At 37.2% G+C, this 22,746-nt stretch carries 25 protein-coding genes; 13 read left to right on the forward strand and 12 right to left on the reverse strand.

From position 1 onward, the window contains the following. Positions 1 to 128: 128 nt before the first annotated feature. The 7 genes from IGI46_RS23225 (at position 129) to IGI46_RS23255 (ending at position 7,924) form a co-directional block, all read left to right on the forward strand. Positions 129 to 1,103: an ornithine cyclodeaminase family protein gene (locus IGI46_RS23225; RefSeq protein ID WP_429965512.1), complete on the forward strand. Its 975-nt coding sequence runs from the start codon at positions 129 to 131 to the stop codon at positions 1,101 to 1,103. 2 nt (positions 1,104 to 1,105) lie between these two features. Then, the gene (locus IGI46_RS23230) at positions 1,106 to 2,392 is read left to right on the forward strand and encodes an MFS transporter (RefSeq protein ID WP_429974367.1); all 1,287 of its coding nucleotides are present in this window, start codon (positions 1,106 to 1,108) and stop codon (positions 2,390 to 2,392) included. Positions 2,393 to 2,427: 35 nt separating this feature from the next. Continuing rightward, the gene (locus IGI46_RS23235; protein WP_429965510.1) at positions 2,428 to 2,640 is read left to right on the forward strand and encodes a tautomerase family protein; all 213 of its coding nucleotides are present in this window, start codon (positions 2,428 to 2,430) and stop codon (positions 2,638 to 2,640) included. A gap of 36 nt (positions 2,641 to 2,676) precedes the next feature. Beyond that, on the forward strand, positions 2,677 to 3,741 hold the full coding sequence (locus IGI46_RS23240) for a proline racemase family protein (RefSeq protein WP_429974368.1): 1,065 nt from the start codon (positions 2,677 to 2,679) through the stop codon (positions 3,739 to 3,741). A 521-nt stretch (positions 3,742 to 4,262) separates the two neighbouring features. Beyond that, on the forward strand, positions 4,263 to 4,970 hold the full coding sequence (locus IGI46_RS23245; RefSeq protein WP_429974369.1) for a hypothetical protein: 708 nt from the start codon (positions 4,263 to 4,265) through the stop codon (positions 4,968 to 4,970). A gap of 203 nt (positions 4,971 to 5,173) precedes the next feature. Next, positions 5,174 to 6,154: a hypothetical protein gene (locus tag IGI46_RS23250; RefSeq protein WP_429974370.1), complete on the forward strand. Its 981-nt coding sequence runs from the start codon at positions 5,174 to 5,176 to the stop codon at positions 6,152 to 6,154. A 1,158-nt stretch (positions 6,155 to 7,312) separates the two neighbouring features. Then, positions 7,313 to 7,924 (forward strand): DUF6287 domain-containing protein, encoded by a 612-nt coding sequence (locus IGI46_RS23255; RefSeq protein ID WP_429974371.1) that lies wholly within the window; start codon positions 7,313 to 7,315, stop codon positions 7,922 to 7,924. Positions 7,925 to 8,063: 139 nt separating this feature from the next. On the opposite strand, the gene IGI46_RS23260 is transcribed toward IGI46_RS23255, so the two are convergent. From IGI46_RS23260 to IGI46_RS23270, 3 genes are read right to left on the reverse strand one after another with little or no spacing between them, the layout of a single operon-like run. Continuing rightward, entirely contained in the window at positions 8,064 to 9,044 is a 981-nt protein-coding gene (locus IGI46_RS23260) for a nuclear transport factor 2 family protein (RefSeq protein ID WP_429965506.1), read from the reverse strand. A gap of 11 nt (positions 9,045 to 9,055) precedes the next feature. Next, the gene (locus IGI46_RS23265) at positions 9,056 to 10,453 is read right to left on the reverse strand and encodes a glycoside hydrolase family 1 protein (RefSeq protein ID WP_429965505.1); all 1,398 of its coding nucleotides are present in this window, start codon (positions 10,451 to 10,453) and stop codon (positions 9,056 to 9,058) included. Between the two features lies 1 nt (position 10,454). Next, the gene (locus tag IGI46_RS23270) at positions 10,455 to 12,491 is read right to left on the reverse strand and encodes a glucose PTS transporter subunit IIA (RefSeq protein ID WP_429974372.1); all 2,037 of its coding nucleotides are present in this window, start codon (positions 12,489 to 12,491) and stop codon (positions 10,455 to 10,457) included. Positions 12,492 to 12,807: 316 nt separating this feature from the next. Between IGI46_RS23270 and IGI46_RS23275 the strand changes: the two genes are divergently transcribed. From IGI46_RS23275 to IGI46_RS23295, 5 genes are all read left to right on the forward strand, one after another. Further along, on the forward strand, positions 12,808 to 13,881 hold the full coding sequence (locus IGI46_RS23275; RefSeq protein WP_429965503.1) for a nuclear transport factor 2 family protein: 1,074 nt from the start codon (positions 12,808 to 12,810) through the stop codon (positions 13,879 to 13,881). Next, entirely contained in the window at positions 13,860 to 14,798 is a 939-nt protein-coding gene (locus tag IGI46_RS23280; protein WP_429965502.1) for a hypothetical protein, read from the forward strand. Before IGI46_RS23275 ends, IGI46_RS23280 begins: the two co-directional genes overlap by 22 nt. A 17-nt stretch (positions 14,799 to 14,815) precedes the next feature. Beyond that, complete coding sequence (locus IGI46_RS23285; protein WP_429965501.1) at positions 14,816 to 15,907, forward strand: hypothetical protein; 1,092 nt, start codon at positions 14,816 to 14,818, stop codon at positions 15,905 to 15,907. A gap of 67 nt (positions 15,908 to 15,974) precedes the next feature. Further along, the gene (locus IGI46_RS23290) at positions 15,975 to 17,072 is read left to right on the forward strand and encodes an NADH-dependent oxidoreductase (RefSeq protein ID WP_429965500.1); all 1,098 of its coding nucleotides are present in this window, start codon (positions 15,975 to 15,977) and stop codon (positions 17,070 to 17,072) included. A gap of 57 nt (positions 17,073 to 17,129) precedes the next feature. Then, complete coding sequence (locus IGI46_RS23295) at positions 17,130 to 17,987, forward strand: PRD domain-containing protein (protein ID WP_429965499.1); 858 nt, start codon at positions 17,130 to 17,132, stop codon at positions 17,985 to 17,987. Between the two features lie 981 nt (positions 17,988 to 18,968). On the opposite strand, the gene IGI46_RS23300 is transcribed toward IGI46_RS23295, so the two are convergent. From IGI46_RS23300 to IGI46_RS23310, 3 genes are all read right to left on the reverse strand, one after another. Next, positions 18,969 to 19,199 carry a hypothetical protein gene (locus IGI46_RS23300; RefSeq protein WP_429974373.1) on the reverse strand — a complete coding sequence of 77 codons (231 nt, stop codon included), beginning with the start codon at positions 19,197 to 19,199 and terminating at the stop codon, positions 18,969 to 18,971. A gap of 136 nt (positions 19,200 to 19,335) precedes the next feature. Beyond that, positions 19,336 to 19,476, reverse strand: a complete 141-nt coding sequence (locus IGI46_RS23305; protein WP_429965498.1) for a putative holin-like toxin — start codon at positions 19,474 to 19,476, stop codon at positions 19,336 to 19,338. A gap of 86 nt (positions 19,477 to 19,562) precedes the next feature. Beyond that, the gene (locus tag IGI46_RS23310) at positions 19,563 to 19,679 is read right to left on the reverse strand and encodes a hypothetical protein (protein WP_429974374.1); all 117 of its coding nucleotides are present in this window, start codon (positions 19,677 to 19,679) and stop codon (positions 19,563 to 19,565) included. Positions 19,680 to 19,695: 16 nt separating this feature from the next. Between IGI46_RS23310 and IGI46_RS23315 the strand changes: the two genes are divergently transcribed. Continuing rightward, positions 19,696 to 19,908, forward strand: coding sequence for a hypothetical protein (locus tag IGI46_RS23315; protein ID WP_429974375.1), 213 nt, complete (start codon positions 19,696 to 19,698; stop codon positions 19,906 to 19,908). A gap of 450 nt (positions 19,909 to 20,358) precedes the next feature. On the opposite strand, the gene IGI46_RS23320 is transcribed toward IGI46_RS23315, so the two are convergent. From IGI46_RS23320 to IGI46_RS23345, 6 genes are all read right to left on the reverse strand, one after another. Continuing rightward, on the reverse strand, positions 20,359 to 20,466 hold the full coding sequence (locus tag IGI46_RS23320; protein WP_429965496.1) for a type I toxin-antitoxin system Fst family toxin: 108 nt from the start codon (positions 20,464 to 20,466) through the stop codon (positions 20,359 to 20,361). A gap of 362 nt (positions 20,467 to 20,828) precedes the next feature. Beyond that, positions 20,829 to 20,909 (reverse strand): putative holin-like toxin, encoded by an 81-nt coding sequence (locus IGI46_RS23325; protein WP_242704509.1) that lies wholly within the window; start codon positions 20,907 to 20,909, stop codon positions 20,829 to 20,831. Between the two features lie 124 nt (positions 20,910 to 21,033). Then, complete coding sequence (locus IGI46_RS23330; RefSeq protein WP_429974376.1) at positions 21,034 to 21,699, reverse strand: DUF2922 domain-containing protein; 666 nt, start codon at positions 21,697 to 21,699, stop codon at positions 21,034 to 21,036. Between the two features lie 48 nt (positions 21,700 to 21,747). Next, positions 21,748 to 22,131, reverse strand: coding sequence for a hypothetical protein (locus IGI46_RS23335; protein ID WP_429965494.1), 384 nt, complete (start codon positions 22,129 to 22,131; stop codon positions 21,748 to 21,750). Positions 22,132 to 22,186: 55 nt separating this feature from the next. Beyond that, on the reverse strand, positions 22,187 to 22,405 hold the full coding sequence (locus IGI46_RS23340; RefSeq protein ID WP_429974377.1) for a DUF2922 domain-containing protein: 219 nt from the start codon (positions 22,403 to 22,405) through the stop codon (positions 22,187 to 22,189). Between the two features lie 16 nt (positions 22,406 to 22,421). Then, on the reverse strand, positions 22,422 to 22,628 hold the full coding sequence (locus tag IGI46_RS23345) for a hypothetical protein (RefSeq protein ID WP_429974378.1): 207 nt from the start codon (positions 22,626 to 22,628) through the stop codon (positions 22,422 to 22,424). Positions 22,629 to 22,746 lie beyond the last annotated feature (118 nt).

Here is a 22,746-nt window from a genome sequence, read left to right on the forward strand (position 1 = left end):
AATAAAACACATGTTTTTTTAGGTATTAAAATTTATGATAACGGCTATCGCTTATTGTTTGTTTATTAATGTCCCTTCTGTAATTACAATGAAATCGATAATACAACACCTTTAGAAAGGATGAGTTTATGAAGACAATTGATGAAACTCAGGTCAAGGCATTTTTGAATATGGAGAATGTCATTGAAGTAGTGAACAATTTATATTTAGAATGTTCAGCAGGACAGATTTACGCGGGAAATAGAATATATATGCCTATCCGCGGTGGAGAAAATGTGGGGCAATGGCTAGTAGCTAACTCACTGAATCAACCTTTTTTTGGTTCAAAGTTTTCCTCGGTATTTCCTAATAATGTGACGATGGGTTTACCAAGTACAATTTCGAAAATCAGTCTCTATTCTGCAAAAACAGGTGAGCTGCAAGCTTTGATTGATGCGAATTACCTTACCGCTATCAAAACGGGAGCGAGCGCAGCTGTTGCAACGGATTTAATGGCAAGAAAAGATGCTTCTGTTCTATCTATTATTGGTACAGGCTTACAGGCATTTTCTCAAGTGTTAGCTATTCAAGAGGTAAGGAAACTGGAAAAGGTATATGTTTATGACGTGGTTCCTGAACGTATAGAACAATTTATCGCACTATTAGAAAAAGAAAAGAGTCATGATTATCCAATCGTGGCAGCGGCTTCCGGAGATGAATGTGCCGAGCAAGCACACATCATCTGTACATGCACGACGGCTAAAGCTCCTGTCTTCTCAGGGAGAAAGCTGAAACCTGGTACACATGTAAATGCTATTGGTTCTTTCACGCCATTCATGCAAGAAATCGATGAAGATACTGTTCTTAAAGCTTCAAAGATTTTGACTGAGCATGTTGATGGCTTGTGGGAAGCTGCCGGTGATATTTTGATTCCCTTTAATGAAGGTAAGATCACCAAAGAGGATGTAACTGGATCTATTGGGGATGCTCTGACTAAAAAAGTTTCTGCTAGAGATAATGACAATGAAATCACTCTGTATGAGAGTGTGGGTTCAGGCGTCTTAGATATAGGTCTATCAATCTATGTCTATCAAAGTCTTTATGAAGAAGAAAAAGGGAATTGATTATGGAAACACAAATGAGCTATAAACTTGCGCCATTAATGACCATTCACAAAAAAGTATTTCTCTGTATGCTTTTGGGACAAATGGCTTGCTCCTATGCTTTAGGTATTGCTGGTACAGCATTGACACAAGCTTCTGGACCATTAGGGCTTAACAGTTTTTGGATTGGATTAATAGGGGCAGGTACGTTAATTGGTTTAATGGGTAGTATAGTGGTTGGTAATTTAGCCGATCACATTGGCAGACGAATTCTTTTTAGTTTAGATATGATTTTATTTACATTCATTTCCCTTGCCCAATTTTTTGTAGTCGGGCCAGTAAGTTTATTTATTTTGAGAGTTGCATTGGGATTGATGATAGCGATTGATTATACAGTAGGAAGTGCATTATTGACCGAATGGTTACCAGATAAATTAGCAGCCAAATTCCAAAGTTACCTCATTATTTTTTGGAGTATTGGATTTGTTGCCTCTTACTTTGTTGGGAGTGCAATGACTAGTTTAGGGAGTGAGATGTGGAAATGGATCTTTATGTCTTCTGCTCTATTTGGTGCCGTAGCCGCTATTGTTAGAATTGTTCTCAATGTTCCAGAATCTCCAGAGTGGTTAACAACTGTTGGTAAAAAACAAGAAGCTTTAAAATTAATACACACACAGGTAGGGGCAGAATATAGTTTACCGATTGTTGAACAAGGAGAAGCTGAAAAAGTTAGTTGGTCTGAGCTGTTTAATAAACACAATCGAATGAATACCTTAGTAGGTAGTGTCTTTTATGGTTGTCAAGTATTTCCGTACTTTGGTGTGAGCATCTTCATTCCAATATTGGTGAAAAATATGAACATGGGGAATAGTGGTACATCAGGTACTATTTACAATATTTTTGTGGCAGTTGGTGCGATTGTTGGAGTTATTTTCTTTGATCGGGTATCGCGGCGAGCCTTTCTACTGACAACTTTCTATGTACCAGCTGTTGCGGTTATAGGAATGATTATTTTACAAAATGCGCCAATTGTTATTACGATTATTCTATTTTCTATTTTCGCTCTGGGAATGGCGGCTTCTGTCGTTGCAGAGAATCCGTATCCACCTGAATTATTTTCAGCAAGATTAAGAGCTTCAGGTGTAGGTGCCGTGATTGCGATAAGTCGTATTGGTGCCGCTTTAGGAACATTTCTTTTGCCGATAATTGTGGATCGTTTCAGTGCCTATACCGCTCTTGGTGTATGCGCAGCTGTTCTGCTGTGTGGGGGTCTATTTTGCCAATTGTATGCACCTGAAACGTCTAAGTAAGTAATAGTTAAACCAAGTGAAAGGAGGACTGCTCTATGCCCCATATTGCTATTCAAATGTTTCCAGGAAGAGACCAAGTGACCAAAGAAAAAATTGCTGAAAAAATGCAAACGGTATTGGCTGAAGAAATGCAAGCAGATAAAAAATATTTTTCAGTCTCCATTGAAGATATTGCACCAGAAAAATGGAAAGCGATGGTTGAAGATAAAATTGAACCAGAGAATCTGTATATTCCAGCTGAATTTTAGTGTGATAAAAATACAAAATAAAAAGGAGTAAAGATTATGGCATTTAAACGAATGATTAATTGTGTAGAAACACATGATGGTGAACCAATGCGTGTGGTAACTGGAGGCGTTGGGCATATTCCAGGAGACAGTGTCTATGAAATGATGCAAAATCTAAGAAACACCGATGATGGCTTGCGGAAATTTCTGCTAAGAGAACCTAGAGGCTATCCACCACTATGCTGTAACATAGTGGTACCACCGAAGCATCCAGATGCTGAAGCTGGCTTCATCATCATGGAACAAGTGGAATATCCTATGATGTCTGGAGGAAATACAATTTCAGTAGCCACCGCTTTGTTAGAGACAGGGATTATTCCAATGCAAGAACCCTACACCGAATTTAACTTAGAAGCTCCTGCTGGGTTGATTGGTATTAAAGCAAAATGTGAAAATGGGAAAGCTACAGAAGTGACATTCAAAAATGTACCTGCCTTTGCTGCTTATACGGATACAGTGATTGAAGTTCCCCACATCGGACATGGTGTTGAGAAAGTAACAGTTGATGTTGCTTGGGGAGGGATGTTCTATGTTATGGCAGATGTTCGTCAGTTCCCTTGGGTACAACTAGAACCTGATCAAGGACGTGAAATAACTCGTATTTCATCATTGATTTTAAAAGCTGCACAAGATCAATTATCAGTAGCTCATCCTGACTATCCAGGAGTAGGTATTACTATTTCTCAATTATTTGGACCAACAGACGATCCTGATGCAGATATAAAAAATGCGGTAACCGTAGCAAGCGGTGAGGTAGATTTTAATAATCCTTCCACCTGGATTGGTGCCCTTGACCGATGTCCTTGTGGTACGGGAACCTGTGCACGAATGGCCGCAATGTATGCTAAAGGTGAATTAAGTCTAAATGAACCTTTCCGTCATCAAGGTCTTTTAGGTGTAGTCTATAAGGGTGAACTTGTCGAAGAAACAACAATTAGCGACTATAAAGCAATTGTACCTACAATAACCGGATGTTCATGGATTTATGGGTTCAATAACCTTATTTTAGATCCGACTGATCCATTCACTGAAGGATTCACTATTGGAGATATTTGGGCTTAAGGGTGTAATTACAACTTCTCGATTATCGATCGAGAGAGAGCAAAAAAATAAGTTATCAATGCTATAGAGATAAAATTAATAAGTAAAGTGTACAGGAAAAGTTTCGCTTCTGTACACTTTTTTTAGATGAATTCGTTAAGAGAGTCAACAAGTTCATTGGTCATAAACCCGCTTTCAAATCATGTTCAAATAATTCAGAGAAATAGAGTTAGAATGTAAGTTGATACGTCTTGAAAAGCAGTGCTTATATTAATAGAAGAAACTAGTTAGTTGAAGCAAATGATACTCAAATTTGTGAGTTCTAAAAACGTAATATATTTCGATTCAGTTGCATTCATAACTATAGCAATTTAGGAAAGATTGTATTCCTAAGAGCCGTTATTTGTTCATTTAAAACGTAGAATAATACTCTCTTTACCATGTTTTTGCCAGGCTGGTCACTTAATATTTTTAGCTGTAAGGTAATTGGATACTGGGTCAAAGGACTGATATAAAAATATATTTACTATTTTTAACAAAATATGTATAATTATTATTTGATTATCAAAATAATTTTTAGATGGGGTTTCGAGATGAAAAAGGAAGTCAAAAGTGGGGATTTTTTTAGTTTAGCCATGTTAGCCTTTGGAGGCGTAGGTTTAGAACTATTACTATTGTTTATAGAAAGCTTAGTCTATAGCAATTCACTTAATGAAATGACCACTATGCAACATATTCTTCATTGGTGCTTAACAAGCTTTGTTTGGGGAGCATGTACGCTGCTGCTAGCAAGATATGCAAAAAATCACTATTCTTTTGATATTACAGGCAGTAGGGAATCTATAAAAATATCAAAATTAATCGTGGCTATTCTGTTGGTCCTAGTTTGTATTGCTTCAAACGCATGGAGTTGGGGAACGTTAAAAATTTTAGGAGAACTTGCTAAAAAAGGGAGTATTGCTCTTTTTCTTTTCCAATACATCTACTACATTTTTGAAGTTGGACTAATACTATCAATTATTGCTTATGGTCAAAAAGCGGGTGAACTTCGGTTTGGAAAAGTAAATATTCCATGGGGAGGGTTCATCGTAGGCTTAAGTTGGGGATTGATGCATGCATTAACAAAAGGAAGTTTGTTTATTGGGGCGGAGGCTATGATTACAGGTGTTTTGTATGGCAGTATTTATCTACTAGTTGAAAAACGTAGTTGGTATTCTTATTGCTTGATTTTATTAGCCTTTGTTTTATAAAAAAGTGTCATAAAACAATTCTACTATTCTTGAAATAGTATTCAAGTTAGCAAAAGGAGCATGTTAGCAGCATGCTTTCAGACTATAAACAAAGTCAATTAGATAGCGTAACGATGAATATATGATAATAATTATTCAATACTATTTTTCCATCCTTACCCATGCTATACTTTACTAAATCAGAATTTAAAATGGAGATATCTATGGACTGCTATAATTATATAATTGAAAATAGTGAAGCTTGGTTACAATACGCTGTGCGATTTAATGTTATGAATGAGAATAAAAAAAATCTGCAGGAACTGAGAACGCAAGTTATTACAGATGTCAAAATCAAGAAGTACCTGCATGATATTACCGATTTTCACAGTATTCTGGTACGTAACCATAAGAATCCTGATTTGCCTATTCACAAACTGATATTTCTCTTAGATATTGGGTTAGACACAGATGTTCCGGAGATACAAGCTGCAGTAAAGGAAATAATGGCACATAAAGACGAAAACGGTGTATATCAGTCTTTAACCAATGTCCCAAAACATTTCGGTGGCAGCGGTACTGATATATTCAGCTGGTGCCTTTGTGATGCACCTTTATTGTTATATGGCTTACTAAAAGCGGGAATTGATTATGAAAAACACATAAAACAAGGGGTAGATTATCTTTTAAACTTTTATAAGCCACACGGGTTCCCGTGCACTGTTTCACAGGAATTAGGTAAGTTTAGAGGCCCCGGAAGGAAAGCGGATTGTTGCCCATATGCTACATTAATAATGCTGCGATTGCTTATATCGATTTCAGAATATAAGGATAGCGACATGGTAAAAGAATCAGCAGATGCTTTACTTTCTTTATGGGAGAATAGTTTAGAAAGACATCCATATATGTTCTATATGGGAACCGACTTTAGAAAACTAAAAGCTCCTACTATATGGTATGATATTGTAAGCGTTGTTGATGTATTGAGCCAGATTGACTCTGTTAGAGAAGATGTACGCTTTAAAGAAATGATTCAATTAATAAAAAATAAGCAGGACGAAAACGGTTTTTTTACGCCAGAATCTGTTTACCAAAAATACAAGGGATGGGATTTTGGACAAAAGAAGAAACATTCATCTTATCTCACATATCGTTGTTGCTTAATTTTAGAAAGGCAAGTCTTTAAAAGCGATAAAAAGAATTAAATGTATGCTGAATAATTGATGAACTAAATTCATATTTAACGATTAAATAATAATCGCCCAGGTAAGTAATTTATCTAGGCGATTGCATATTAATGCGAATATTGTATAAAGCAAACAAAATAAATTAGTTTGTCTACGGTCTGGGAGCATGTTAGCAGCATGCTCTTTTTGCTCTTTCCTAACAGGGCTTTGTATAGGGTATCCCACAATAGAACCAGACAAAGTAATAGTTCGTTTTCATAAATTTAGATTCCTTATAACACTAGTAACTTAATCTATACGAAAAAATCCATTCTTTGAAATTATAGATGTTTTAACACCTTAAGCCACAAGTTTATTAGTTTCGGAACAGTAAAGATCTCCATGAATAGGGATATCTTGAGATCAAGGTACAAAATAGCGAGCTTATCATCACAACCCCGAAACCTACATCCCAAACCAATAACGATATTAAAAATTCTAATTTTCTCAATCCTGTCTATGCTTTTTCGTATGCTTGACTAAAATTATATAATCTATGGCAAGCTACATAGTTCAAGATCTAATTAAGAATAAAAAAAACTGAGAACGAAATATGAATGAAGCATATTGTGTCGAAATTAAGCCAACTTTCTGGAAGACTTGGAGGCTAGTTCTGCTAATATTGTCCATAAGCTGAACAACATTATTAGCAGTCATTTGTTCTAGGTATTCAGGAAGTAGAGTATGAATCATCTATTTGCCCCGTATTCATAGAAAGAATAGGCATTCATCTATAAAGAATGAAATGTTTATACTAATTTAGAGTGAATTCAGACATAGCAATAAACGGAAATTGCCGATGTAAAAGAACAGATTGTCGCCCTTTTGTACCTCGGTCTCAAAAGGGCAGTGAGAAGCTAAAAACGCCATAAGAAGTTTGCGAAATGTGAAGATTCCGATTGTCAAAAGCACGAAAACCTTACTCAGCCAGGAGTAGTTTTTAATCGCTGGATGCGACAGTCAGCGCGGGAGTTAATGCACAACTGCTATACTAAAAGGTATCATTCTTTTCCATGTTCACGTTTCAAAAAATCTAGAACGCTAGTAAACATACGGTGATATGCCGGATTGAAAACAAAATTATGATACAATAAAAGCGATCAAATAAGAACTGAGAAAATAGTAAGGAGGAAAGAAATGAAGCCTATAAAATTTCTTTTGATAACATCTTTAATGGGGATAGTCTTGGCAGGGTGTTCAACTAATACAACGGAGTCTTCGGATACTTCAAAAGAAACAAGTGAGCAGGGAAGCTCCAGCTCACTTGTAGAAACCACGACTAGCAGCAGCAAATCAACTAGTTCAACGTCAATGGAAACAACGGCTGCTACAACAAGCAGTTCAGAAGAACAAGCTGCTGTGACTGGAGTAGTAGAAGAAGCGATATTGGATGGTGACTATTCTTCATTGAATGGAACTTGGACAAATTCAAATGGTTACCAAGTAACGTTCAATAATGGTTCAGTTACCTTATCAGGTGAAGGGCTTGGAGGGCAAACCCAGTTTTCCTTGGACAATCCACGAAAGCAAAGCAATGTTATCTTTTTAGCATTTGATCCGGCTCCAGCTCCGAATGGAATGGAAATAATGCTCGCTTTGAAAGGAACAAGTCCTTCAGAAGGTATCGACGCAGATGGAACGGACTCAAATTACGATCGAATGATCATGGGGAACAATGGAGGGACGTTATTGTTTGCGCCTAAAGAAAGTGGCGGCATTCCAGACACGGCGTATTACAGAGACAAATGATAGGGAACTGATTATTTTTTATCTTCACGAATGAACCGAAATTAGGAATAAAAGCAAGCACACCTAACTAAAAGAAAAGTTTGTGTGCTTGCTTTTTTGAGATCATGTAGTGTTCAATGTCAAAAATATATAAATGAATTTAGCTTTCATAGGGACCTAGTTCAATTATTCCAAGAAAGTAGACCCATTTGGAAATTTGCCAATCATTGTCAATTTTCTTAAATTCAATTTCATAGCGACCACAGGCATGTTCAGTCGTTGCGTTATCTTTTGTAAAAACGTAAGGATGCTTTCTCTGTTTGTGACCGGCCATTCTATAAGCTAGGACTTTGGCGATGTCTTTATCCACTTGGAGATCGTAAATCAAAACGGGGTGTGCCCAGTAACGATCTTTTTGACGGTGGTACTTGAGACATTCTAGATAATGGCGTTTATTCATTGGACCCCAGGGCGGCATAGCACCAGATAGATCTTCAGAAAGAACTGAATTTACGTGATCAAACGCTAAATTGTCCACACCGAAGTTGTATTTAGAGAAGGCTTCCTCGATTTTTTCTTCTTCAGTCAAGTAGTCCTCAGCATCTTTTATTCTATTCCAAGGGGAGTCAAGTTCACCACTGATACATGGATAGTGTAATCCTGGAGTGGTTTTTACCACAGTATCCTCGAAAAACCATTCCGTTGTAAAGGTCTCTATATCTCCACCATGAGAACATACATCCATTCTCATTTCGTCTATCATCCAATTTTTTTCTTTTTTAATCCAATGATTCGAAAAGATGGCGGTGAACTCGAAAGATTTGGTTTTGTTCGTGCTCTTTTCAAATGAAAGTGCAGTACCTACGACTTCAGCGCTTTGCTGCGCTTCATGTTGATTTGATTTACAGACAAAATTGCACACCCTTGTGTGTAACTGATCGCTCTTTGGAAAATCACGCACAAAACTTTTCACGCCAAATTTACTGTGTTGAGAACCATCAGCATAGGCAGCAACGATACTTAGATAACACTCAATCTCACTATCTATAATCCGATCTAACTTCTTTACCTCTTTTGTTTTCCAAGTTTCAACAAATTCATTGAATTTGTTTTTAATTTCGTTATAGTCCTTCTTTGACATTATCGATCCTCCTAGTATACGCCTTGGTTTTTAATTAAGTCTTTGTACCAATAAAACGAGTCTTTTTTGTATCTTTGTAAGTCCAATAAATCCTCATCTGATCTATTTACATAGACGAAACCATAACGCTTTCGAATGCCCTGATGAGTAGAAATCAAGTCAATCGCTGACCATGGACAATAGCCTATAATGGGTACGCCATCTTCCACAGCTTTAGCAAGCTGACCAATATGCTGTTCGTAATAGTAGATTCGTTCTTGGTCATGAATGGTTCCGTCTTCTTCTAACGTATCAAAAGTCCCAATCCCATTTTCAGAAATTAGAAGCGGTAATTGATAACGATCGTAGACTTCCCGTAGCGTTACTCTGAATCCAACTGGATCAATTTCCCAACCAAAATCCGTTTCTTTCAAGTGAGGATTGTTAACCTGTCTATAGTAACCCTCTTCGGCCATAGCGATTTGTTGATCACCGTATTCACCGGCAGAGTTAGTATTTTCTAAGTTCGCCTCGACAGTCATCGTATTATAATAATTTACTGCGATAAAATCTGGCTTGGCCTGTTTTAAAAGATCCATATCTCCTGCTTCAATTTTAGGTAAATAATCTCGTTCTTTTAAATAGTTCCACGCTTGAAAGTTATATTTCCCATAAACAGACAAATCTAAATACAACCAGTTTCTAATGGCTGTGGCATTCATTGCTGCCAAATAATCTTCTGGGCTGCATGTTTTTGGATAAGCTGGCGAGATATTTGGTGCAGGACCAATTTTTGCGTTTGGAGCTAACTCGTGACAAAGAATAGTCGCTTTTGCTTGGGCGAGCTGCATGTAATGGTTTTGTTGGTATAAACTTCTCCATTTTTTCTCAGCTTCAAGTGAAGTCCCAATGACATTTCCATGTAGAATCATAACATTTTGCTCGTTAATCGAAAGAAAGTAGGGGACCTTTTCACCATACTCTGAAAAGACGATTTTACTAAATTCTTCGAAGGCATCGATTGTTGAGGGATTAGACCAGCCACCCTCAATTTCTAGCGCATAAGGCAAATCAAAATGAAACATGGTGGCAATCGGAACAATACCATAGTTGATACACTCATCAATTAATTTGTGATAAAATTCTACACCTTTTTGGTTAACTTCACCTCTGCCATTTGGAAGCAGTCTAGTCCATGCAATCGAAAATCGGTAAGCTTTTAAACCCATTTCATGAAAAAGCTTGATGTCTTCTTTGTATCTGTTGTAATGATCTACGCAAACTTTGAAGTCACTCGTATTTTCGTAGACTTCTTTAACATCTTGAACACTTTTACCTTTATTATCAGTCTCCCATGCGCCTTCAATCTGATATGCACTTGTTGAGGCACCCCATAGAAAGTCTTTGCTGAATTTATAATTTTGTTTCATTTTATTTACCTCTTTCTTCGAAGTGAAAGAACTTAGTTTCCTTCGCTTTGATTTTTCCTGATTTATCTAGTTTCACCTTATAATTTATCAAATTTGTAAAAATGACAGGACTAATTACAGAAACTTTAGAAGCTAATTGCGCTAAATCGACTGTCATAATTAATTGACCAGCCTCTACCAACTCGTCCTGATTAACTAAAATTTCAAAAGGTGAACCGTTTAGCTTAACAGAATCTAAACCAATATGAATGAGTATTTCTTTCCCTTCATCAGAAAGAATGCCAATGGCGTGCTTTGTTGGAAAAACATTATCAATTTTCCCATTCACTGGTGAATAAATTTTTCCATCCGAAAGCTCAATGGCAAATCCTGAACCCATCATTTCTTCGGAGAAAACTTTGTCTGGCACTTGATCAATCTCCAAGAGGTTTCCTTCCATTGGAGAGAGAATAGATTCTGTTAGTCCAATTTCATTAAGGGTTTTTACTGGGGTAACGGTCTTCTTAACAGGAACCTTTCCATCCATGATGGACTTGATTTGTTCCTTAAGAAAACCAGCTTGAGTTCCAAAAATGATCTGTAGAGAAGTTCCGACCTGCATCACGCCACTTGCACCCATTTGAACGAAGTCGTCCTTGTCTATATTTTCTAAAGAATTTAAACTCACTCGTAAACGTGTTGCGCAGGCATCAATACTTGAAATATTGCTAGAACCTCCTAATCCATTGTAAACAGAGTAGGCTAAGTCATCGACGGGTATTTTCTTGGAAGAAGTTTCAGAAACAGCATCTTCTCTTCCTGGTGTTTTGAAATCAAATACCTTAATAATGAGCTTGAACAAGAAGTAATAGGCTACACCCACGATTAGATTCAATGGAATAATCAATGCCCAGCCTGGAGCATTTTGCAATACACCATAAACGATGAAGTCCATGATTCCACCACAGAACGTGGAGCCGACATGAACACCAAAGATGTTAAGCAGAGGAAAGGACAACGCCATGAAAAATGAGTGAATAATGTACAATGGAAAAGTTGTAAATAGGAAAACAAATTCAATTGGTTCGGAAATTCCTGTAAAAAGTACGGTTACAATACCAGCACTAAATAACCCAAGAATTCTCTTACGATTTTCCGGTTTTGCCATTTTGGTAATAGCTAAGGCAGCCGCGATACAAAATGCAGGAAATAGATAACAACCACCAGAAAAGCTTCCTGCTGTAACAGGTACACCATCAGCAATTTGTGCTAAGAAAATGTTGATATCACCATGGACCACTTCACCAGCGACTGTGGTATAATTTCCAAATTGGAAAAAGAATGGAGGATACCACAGATTGTGCAGGCCAAATGGGATTAGTAATCGATTGACTAATCCATAAATGTAAAGTGTCAAAGGACTTTGCGAATTTACCATAGTATCCGCTAGGCTTAAAATGCCACTTTGAATTGCCGGCCAGACTAGAGCAAATGGGATAGCTACAATACAGGCAGCAAAAATATTAATAATGGGAACAAATCTTTTTCCTTGAAAAAACGATAATGCTTGTGGAAATTTTATGTCTTTAAACTTCTTATATGTCCAAGCAACCGTCAATCCGACAACAATCCCTGCGAATATCCCTGTTTGCAGAGTTGGAATTCCTAACACTGTGGTATACATGGCCGGATCTTTTGCCATAGTTTCTGTTGTTATCCCTAAATAACTTCCAATTGCTGTATTCAAAGTCAAGAAAGACAAGACGGCACTTAACGCCGCTATACCGTCATGATCACTTAAACCTTCTGCGATGGCTACTGAAAATAAAATGGGCAGATTTCCTAAGATGAGTCCACCGATGCTGCTGAATAGAGTTGCTATTGCTACAATCACACTAGAGCCTAACAGTGGAATATCCTGAACAAAGGTTTCATTTTGCATGATGGTCCCTAACCCGAGTAGTAATCCACCAACTGGAATTACTGCAATAACTATCATCATAGCTGGTCCAAATTTCTGGAGCTTATCAAGTATTGTTTTTCCGATAGTGTTTTTCATTTCTTTTCCCTCCAATAAAAAATAGGCGCAAAAGAGACTCAAACCATTTAGAATAGTTTGAATGTCTTCTACACCTAATTTAATAGTTATGCAAAAAATATTTAGTTAACAGCTGTCACTTGCATTGTAGTATCTTAAAAAAAGAAAGTCAAGTATTTTTCGAAAATAAAAAAACATTGACTTTTAAATAGTTATTCGCTTACAATATGCTTAACAGCTGTCAAACAAAAAAATATCGTGTATGACTATTAAATTAGGTACATAAATATCCTCATCATTAGGGGATATTTATGTACTTTTTTGCTTGGAGGTAATTATGGAATATTTAAAAAAATACATTGACTTCTATTCAGGAAATAACAGGAAAGAATTATTCTCTCAGTTTTACAGTTTCATCTCTTCTTTACAGGACAACAATTTTGAGAATTTCGCTGACTTTTTTGTCGAGGATTGTAAAGCGGATATAAGTATGACCGGTCACTTTGAGACGATTGAAGAAGTCAAAAATGGATTAAGATGGCCGGGTCCGTCGATGGACATCCAACGTATTACTATTTGGAATTTTGTGGCTCGATCAACGGGTGATAGGGCGCAGCAAAGCGCGTATGTTCAATGCATATATGGTAAAAAGTCAGGCGGGATCATTCATCCTTTCGTTTTTGGCGGTCACTTTGTTAATACGTTCAAGAAAACGATGAATGGCTGGAAAATTTCTCATCTTAAGTTCGATTTGATGTATGAGAGCGGGAATAATTCTTTTGTTAAGGATCATTGGACTTTAATGGATTACGGGATTTTTTACGGTCACAAGCCGATGATTAATGCGGAACTTGATTCTCCCTGGCATGTGATCCCTCACGATGAGGAAGAACAAAGTGATGCAGAAAAAATATTTGATACTGAATTTAAATTGAACTTTGGTATGGATGGTGGAAATTTTGAGATGACAGCATCGACTTTCACTACAGATGTACAGTTTAAGATGGCTGCTCATAAGAACGTCAATAAGTATAACCCTTCTCAAACGGACGGTGATTATTTTGGAATAGCTGAGTGCAATAACTTTTTGAAATCTAAGCATCATAAGGAACCACGTTTGCAGCATACAGATACCATGGGAGATATCGTGATTAATGGAAACGAGGCAACTGCCTATATGTTTCGAAGTGAATTTAATCGTATCGCAAATAGAATTTATGATGACAAAACCGTCTTTACCAATGTAAATAATGCCCTCCATAGAAATAAATTTCGAAAAGAAGAGGGGGAGTGGAAGCTATCGGAATTTACGTATGATCCTGTTCTTGATTTTGTTGAAGTACCTGAGCATTCTCTTTGTTACGATGACTTAATTTGTGGAGGTAAAAAATGGTCAACTATCAAACAATAATCAATAATTTTCTAATCGCTTATACGAACAACGATTCTGAAGGAATGCAAAAATTACTCTCGTCGGACGTGTCAATCAATTACTCAAATTTAGGGTCAGCAAAGGGGATTGAGGCTGTATTGCGGGCACTTTGTTTTGAGGAAAATTTTGATGTGTTTACTGTCAACACAACGGGAATCATGACCTATACATTAAATGATAAATTTGTAGAAGCTCTAACAGTCCATCACATGGTAGCTGACGAAAAATTCAACACTCTTTATCCCCTTGTTTTTGGTGGTAAATATGTCTTTATAATTGATAGACTAAGTAATAAAATAGAAGAAATTTCTTTTGTCTTAGAATATCAGGCGGAAAATACCAGCTACATGATAAATAAATGGAACTTCTCAACGGGTAAGAATAATTACAAAGGTCTAAACAAGTTCAGCTTGAAGTCTTATCTTAACTCATTGAGGTTTGAAATGCATTTAGACAACAAAGCGAAAGATTACTCCAAAATTCTTTTCTGGTGCCTAGATACTGGTGAGGTAGATATATTAAGAGAGATTGTAACGAAAGATTTTTTGATTCAAAGAGATAAATCTGTTGGCGAAGAAATATTTTCAGGAGCACCAGATAGTTTGGACCAGTATATTTCAGAAACGAGAGCTTATTTTGATTTAGATCAGAATAGCATTGCTTTGAAAGAAGTTCATTTAATCGATTCAGGTTTGATTGTGGAAGGTCAACATTTAACGTCACATAGACTGGGAACAAAGAAACTGAACTCGTTGACTAAATACCATACGTTCTTTGATGAAGATGTATCGATTGAATTAACCAAAACAAATGATTGCGATTTGAGAATCAGAAAAGTTCAAATGAAAAAAGCTGCAGATGTTCACTATAATCGTGTGTCTATAATTAACTATTAGAATGATGGAGTGAAACGATGGAATACGTAAAGGATTATTTGAATTTTTATTCTGGAGAAAATAGAAAAGAGATTTTTCAACTTTTCTATAAGTTTTCCTCTTTTTGGAGAGACAATGCGATTGATAAACTTGAAGAGTTAGTAAGTGAAAATTGTATTTTTGATGTCAGCATGACCGGTCATTTTGTAGGACGAAAGAATTTAAGGAATGCGTTATCTTGGGAAGGTCCTAAATTGGATGCAGCGATTCTTAATTTTTCAAATTTTGTTTGTCGTAGTCAGAATGATTCAGCACAGCAAAGCGCATATACACAACACAAGTATGCCCTTATCGACAAAGATGGCCAGACTGTCCATTCATTCATTTTTGGCGGTCAATTTTGTAATTCCTTAAAAAAAGAAGAGGGTAAATGGCTTTTCTCGCATATTCGCTTTGATTTGATGTATGAGCATGGCAACAATTCGTTGATTAAAGATCATTGGAAGCTGATTGATTATACAAAATTCTATGGGCACACCCCTATGATCAATCCTGAGCTTGAATCACCCTGGAGGGCCATCCCCTTTGATGAAGAGCCGCAGTCAGATGAAGAAGTACTATTTGAGTTAGAATTCAAAAACAACTTTGGTATGGATGGCGGCGATTTTTCATTATGTCACGAAGCTTTTTCAGACGAAATACTCCTGGATTACTCAAGTCATAAGAATATGAACCGAAATGATCCCTTTGCTGCGGATGGTTCTTACTATGGAAGAAAGGCTGCGATAAATTTCTTTAAGTCCAAGCAGCACAAAGAAGCAAGACTGCAACATACAACCAGTATGGCTGAACTCATTATCGAGAAAGATTGTGCTACAGCCTATATGATTCGAAGTGAATTCAACAGAACTAAGAATCATATACTTAGCGCAAGCTCGCTCTCTCTTCATCCTTTGACCGCTATTCATGTCATAAAGGCGGCAAAAGAACAGGGAACTTGGAAAATGAAAGAAATGAAGTATTATCCAATCATGCAACTTGTGGATATTCCCCCTTCAGTTTTATGCTTTGATGAATTTATTTGTAAAAATAACTACTGGAAAAAACTAAAAAATAACTTGGCTATCTAAAAAAAGCAAGGTCCGATAAGAATGTTATTGGAACAATTCTTTGAGTTAAAACTATGGGAGATAAAAAATGGAAAAAATTGAGGATCTTTTCTTACCTCTGGTATTACCTAATGGGGCTACTATTCCGAATAGGATTGCTATGGCTCCAATGACCACTAAAGGTGCTACTTATGATGGTATCGTTCTTAAGGAAGATATAGATTTTTATTCTTCTCGTTCGAGTGTAGGCGGTCTTATAATTACAGGTGCAACAGCAGTGTCAGAGCATGGTGAAGCTTTTTTTTATCAAGCATCAGTTTCAGACGATCGATTCATTGAAGGGCTAAGTAAACTTGCTTCGGTCATGAAAAAAGAGGGGGGACGAGCCATTTTGCAGATATACCATGGGGGTAGACAAGCCGAAGTGTCCCAAAAAAATCTGGGGGTTGTTTTTGCACCAAGTTTCATAGAGTTTCCTTTTCTTGAGTATGACGTTAAAGAACTACAGCTGTGTGAGATATGGTCGATAATTGATGATTTTGGACAGGCGACGAGACGAGCCATTTCAGCCGGGTTTGATGGTATCGAGATTCATGGTGCGAATCATCATCTGATTCAGCAATTTTTCTCTTCTTATTCGAATCGCAGAGAAGATTATTTTGGTGGCAGCCTTAGAAAAAGAATGAATTTTCCACTAGAAATAATCAAAGCAGTAAAAAAAGTTGTATCAGACAATGCCTCAAAGGAATTTATCATCGGCTACAGAATTACTCAAACAGAAATTCATGGTGAAAATATAGGGTATGGAATTGAAGACTCTCTACAGTTGATTGACGAAGTATTGAAAATAGGAATCGACTATCTACATGTCTCTCGTCCAGAATACGGAGATCTAATTAAGCAGTGTATTTCTAACCGTGCTGCCTATATATTTATGCCAAGAGCAGCTTCTCTAAACGAGGTGGTACATGCTGCTTCTGTAGGAGACATGGTTTCAATAGGCAGATTAGCTATTTTAAATCCGGCGTTCTCCAAAACTATAAAGACTAAACCAGAAAAAATTTCTTATGAGTTGACCTCCGTATCAACCATTGAGACATTAGATCTTCCAACAAAATTGAAATATTGGTTTAAGAATTCTGATTCTGGCATTCCCAAATTTAAAGGTACAGAGTTTCTAGAATGATTGAGCACAAGTTATTGAAATAAAAATACACTACTGTTCTGCTATTTGGAGGAAAGGATGGTAGAAATGGGACGATATATAATAAAAAAGGTTCTAACGAACAATATTTTACTTGCCATGGAAAACGACAGGAATGGTGAGGAAGTCTTTTTAATAGGCAAAGGGATTGGTTTTAGTAAAAAATCAAAAGATATCATCGTATCATCAAAGGTCGATACTGTTTTTGTCCTAAAAGATCGTTACGAAAAGGAAATGTACTCTCAATTACTTGAGAACACTTCTCCAAAGATTGCCGAAATTTCAAGTGAAGTTGTTGCACTGATTCAGGAAAATCTTTCAGAGAAACTAAATGAGCATATCCATGTCGCTTTAACAGATCATATTTCTTTCTTAATTAAAAGAATTAAAATGGGGATTCCAATTGAAAATCCGTTTGCTATGGAGCTGCATGCTCTTTATTCTAAGGAATTTGAAATAGCTAAAAAAGTTGTTTCATTCTTAGAAGAAGAATTTACTGTTGAAATTCCTGAAGGAGAAGTAGGATTGATCACTTTGCACATTGTAAGTTCGATTAAGGGAGAATCTATTGAAGATATGCAAAGAATATCCTCTCTGATCCAAAAGTTGATTGAGCTAATAGAGGACTATATTGGTGGGAAAATTGACAAAACTAGTCTAAACTACGGCCGATTAGTGACTCATTTCAAATTTGCAATCGAGAGAATTCGCAGAAATGAAGTATTGGAAATCCCTGCTGAGATGGAGACTCTTTTAAAAGAAAACTATGCACGTAGCTATTCATTAGCCTGGCGACTCGTAAAAGTCATGCAAAATGATTTAAACAAAAAGATCAATAGATCCGAGGTTGGTTATATTGCCCTTCATTTATATAGATTTGGAGTGGATGCATTTTAATCAGATCCTATATTTATTCGGTAATGTTTCATAGTAAGGATTCGAAAGCTGCTGCCATCCAAAATAAAATTGATGAGGCTCTACTTGAATTGAACCATGAGAACAGTTATACCGTTCAAGATCTAATTAATTTAAGTTTCGCACATGAAAAACTTGAGTAAATCCTAACTTACAGTGCTTCTTTGAAAATGAAATAGGGACCTTGACATTAACTGCGTTTCTTTCAAGAAACTACACAAAGAGAGTCCCCTTTGCTTTATAAGGAGTTCGTCTAAAAATCACATTAAGCAAGTAGACTCTTCACTTGTGTTAAATTGAACACCTATCAAAAAGCAATTAGCAAATGAAATTTTTGCCGTTTTTTCTGAATCAAAGCTGTTCTATTCTGTTAGAAATTCTGCGATTATCAAGCAAAAAATGGGTAACACCGCTTTTTGTACACGGTAATATTTTCCCTCGTCTTCAAAGGAAACTCGTTGAATCAAGTCTAAAACAGTGTGATAAAGAATACCAAATCTCACTTACTGAGACAGCTGATTTTCGCAATACATGACACCTTTCTGTTTCAAGAGCTGGCAGCTTCCTCTGCTTATTTTATCAGTTTGTTAATTGATAAATGGTAAACAATCATACTATAATGATGTTGCGAAACGATAGTAATTGTGTTGCATTGCAGCATGAAAGCCAACCCTATGCGACTATGGTTGGCTTTTTTTTACGTTCGTTGTGTGGGATAGATAGCAAACTTGTTCTATCAATCTTACACGGTATTCCTAGCGGACGCTTTTCTTTTTTACCAAATTTAGTTATATAAATTCTTTTAACTGGTTTCGCTGAGTAGTGGTTCGGATTCAGTAGTCCAATGGCTTGGAATCTTAGAGAGTCGCTTTTCCAAATGAGCCACCCTGAAAAAAGTTTTACTAAAACTATAACCATGTTCAAAGCATTCCCACTAAATCCCCTCACAAAACCTTAGGGGACTTAAGAGCCACGTCCAATCCTTGGCGGCACCTGAACCGCAGGGTTTAAAAAGCAGGCTTTTTCATCAAAAAAAACATAATCCCAAAAGAGAACCGCCATTCTCACAAGGATTTTAGATGATAAGAGTATTCTTTTTTTGTCCACCACGTTCCGACCGCCACCACCACTTAGGTGGACAAAAAAAAGCGGGCAAAAGCCCGTTAGATCAATCCTGAAATTGGTTTTTAGCATACTTTGTGGTATAATGAAAAAGTAAAGAGGGGGAGTTAGTGCTCCACCCTCAATAAAGATGTAGACCGTTTAAAGCGGTAGCATGGATAATTTTTGGAAAAGTAATCCCGTCAATCCCGCTAAAGATTATGACGGGTTACTTTTTGTCGTTTTTTAGCAATTTAACAATCAAGCTAATCAAAGCAATGGTAAATGTACCAAAGCCAAGAATGACCTGAATTGTCTCATATGCAGACAAATGCGCGCCTCCTTTCGTCAGATTTCCGGTGTTGTGCATAGAGCACCACCCTCTTTCTTTCGAATAGGATTTGCTACCGCCATAAACTTCCTACCCTTAAATTATATCATATAGAAGCACTGAAATCATTGATGTGACAATGTTTTTAGTGCTTTTTTGTTAATGACTTTAGTCAGTTTTGCTCGCGTTAGCGAGTGAAACAACAAGTTCTTTACGTCTCCTCTCTTAACGATTACAGGCATTCGATCATGGATCAGTTTGATCGAACGGTTCGCCTTCGTCGTTGGTATGGAATATTTAACTGGTCAGACTGAAGACCAAGCCAATGCTGGTACCTGGTTAGTTAGACGTGAGAAAAATTGGATAGTTGACTTTGATAGACGCGTAGACTCCGAAAAAGCTGCACGAGAAATGATAGCTAGAGAAATAGCAAAAAGAATTAAACAGCAGCTGTATGCAGATAGAGTTTGAACAGCTCGAGCAAAGGCCTATCAAGTCCAAAGTGGTCATTACCTATAGCCAAGTTGATAAGCGGCGAAGAAATTATACTCTTATCCCTCTACTCTTAAACAAAACTGACTAGGAGGAAAAGGCAGATGCTGAAGCTGTTGTATCTGCAGTTATATGATTGCTAGAGATTAGTCAAGCTACGGTTGCCAGTGCTGCTTAGTATTAGATAGTTAATAGAACTATTAATATCGCAAAAAATATTTCAAAAAAACTATTAGTAAGTAGGGATTGCTACTCCATTGTCATGTCTTTCCTATTCTGAAAATTGCCAACTGGCATTTCTTAATAAACCTGCGAAACGACAGTGTATGTACTGCATTGCAGCACAAAAGCCAGCCATATTGCGAGAAGGATTGGCTTTTTTTACGCTCGTTGCGACTACGAACATGTGGACTAGATAGCAAACTTGCTCTATTGATCGTCGCCTTTGTCCTTCTCATCTAGCCAGTAAGAAAATAGCTTTGTAGCTATACAAACAATAATTGGTGCAACAATCAACGATAGTAATTGTGCAAACATTCCGGCACTCCCTCACGGGGCAAGCTGTCAAATCATTCTTGGTGTGCTATTCGTATTCGTTTTGTAGAATCAGTCGCAAACTAAAATTAGGGTGCTAAATCACCAAATAATATAAAAAATCAGACTCATTCATAGATATGTATTCTTCCATCCATCTCGCCAATAAATTACAGCCAACTGCCACTAAATATTCTTTTAGATTTATTCAATTTTCAAAGGTCACAGTCCACCAACATACCGGCAGAAAAAAGCTGAATTTCATCCTCAATTATGTAGAACCTTTTTACTCAAAGCAGAGGTGCTGCGCGCATAACACCTCAAAGAGCACCGTTTAAGACGGTGACTGTGAGTAGAGCTCGGTACTATTTCTTGTTGTGTCGATCAAGGGTAATGATCAAGGTCGCAAAGGCAATTGCCAATGTCAACGCCTGATACACAGTCATGGCGGAAGTTCCTTTCCTAGGATGAACATGTCAGCATCACTCCTTTCTTAGAGTTCAGCCACCGCCAGAAACACTGCTAAGTTAGCATCACCTCCTTTACGACAATCAAGGTTAGGTGAGGGACTTAGCGTTTTTTCTTTTTCCCTTTTTTCTTCTTGGTTTCATGAAAGGCTCGAACTCGATCTACTTGTGCCTTTCGCGAATTCACAGGCTTTTGGACTGTGAGACTGTCGGTTGTAGGCGAGGCAGACTCATTGGTCAGAGCCTCTAACTGCTGTGCTGAGTTGCTTGATACAAGATTAGTTTTTTCAACAATAGCTGCTAGAGTTTCAGGTTTAACAGAAGCAGCTGATACGTTAGATTTTTGTTTCATTGGATTCACCATTTTTGTTGCTGGAACTTCGGCTTCCATAGTTTTTGGTGCAACAACTTCTTCTTGTGCTACTGCTTCTATTGTAATTTCTTCTTCATTTACGGCTGGTGTTACTGAGACTTGGGGTGTTTCTTCAGAAATAATGTGAGCTGAAAAGATATTGTTCGGATCAGCGATATAAGCTTCTAGTGTTGGCTTCGATAGATCAAAAATTGGTGTTTCAATAGTTTCAACGAATTTCGCAGAAACGACCTTAGTGAATTGTCGGATTCCGTCTTTCTGAAATAGATTTAACGTAGTTATGGTATCTAAGGCTGTTTTGATTTCCTCTGGACTCTTCGTTGGATCTGGATCATTGTAGCCCCAGCGATGGGTTCTTCCCGCGGCATTTTCAAATACGGCTGCTAGTTTAAACATAGTTTTTTCTCTCCTTTAATTTTTTTATCTTTATATAGTAGTTTTCTTTCAGGAACTTTCTAAAGTACCCTGTTCATTTCCTTCAACAGTTGACGGGACGACTTCCATTAATTCTGTAGTAACATGACTTGGTGGAAAACACCGAGCTGACAAGATCTCCCACTCATTCTCTTCAAAATATTCTCTAAAAAAATAAAAGTAACGGCGCAAGGCACGAGTAATCCGATTGTTGACAAAGAGATGCTTAACTAAATCCTGCAGGAATAATTCAAAATCGGATTCGCCTAACATATGGCGAACTTTCATGGCTAACAACAGTTGAATCGTCACAGAACTATCTTGGGTTTCTTGATAATAGTGGCTGATTTGTTCCTCTAATTTAGTGTGTTTTAAATGAAACAGTTGGTATTGAGTGAATGGTTGTTCAGTCATCGGTGGTTTCCTCCTTCAGCTCCCGCGGCGTTTTAGCCGCGGGGCATACTTGTATTTAAAATAGTGGGGTTTCTTTGGTAGTAACGAATTCTGCACTTTCCACTGAGAAAAACTGGCGGATGCCATCCTTCTTGAAGAGGTTTAGAGCATTTAGTTCCTCTAGGCTTGCTTTGACTTCTGCTGGAGTCTTAGTAGTATCCGGTTCGTTGTAGCTCCAGGTGTGCGTTTTGTCCGCTTCTGTTTTAAAGCGAGCGATCAGTTTTGTTTCGGGCATAACTTCCTCCTTGGGTTTATTTAGTAACACGAGTTTGGTTGGTAACAATGATGTTGTCTAGGCTGCTGCCATCTCCTGCTAGATCAGCCATGACTTCGCCTAACTTTGTAATGTCTGCTTCTGCTGGGTTTGAGACGATGTTGCTGAAGTTCACTTTCTTTTGTTTGTCTTCGCCTGCTTGTTCGATTTGTACCTGTAATTTAGTTCCTAGCTGTTGGATCATTTGGGTTCCTCCTATGAGATAATTTTTTTGTTCCGGCCGGTGACTAAACAATAAACTAAAGGAATAAAAAAACAAACTAGCAAAGTTGCCAAAAACCATATAAATTTTCCAGTCTCGT

Origin of the sequence: Enterococcus sp. AZ163 (genome assembly GCF_050498925.1) — a bacterium.
Taxonomy (GTDB): Bacteria; Bacillota; Bacilli; order Lactobacillales; family Enterococcaceae; genus Enterococcus_A; species Enterococcus_A ferrettii.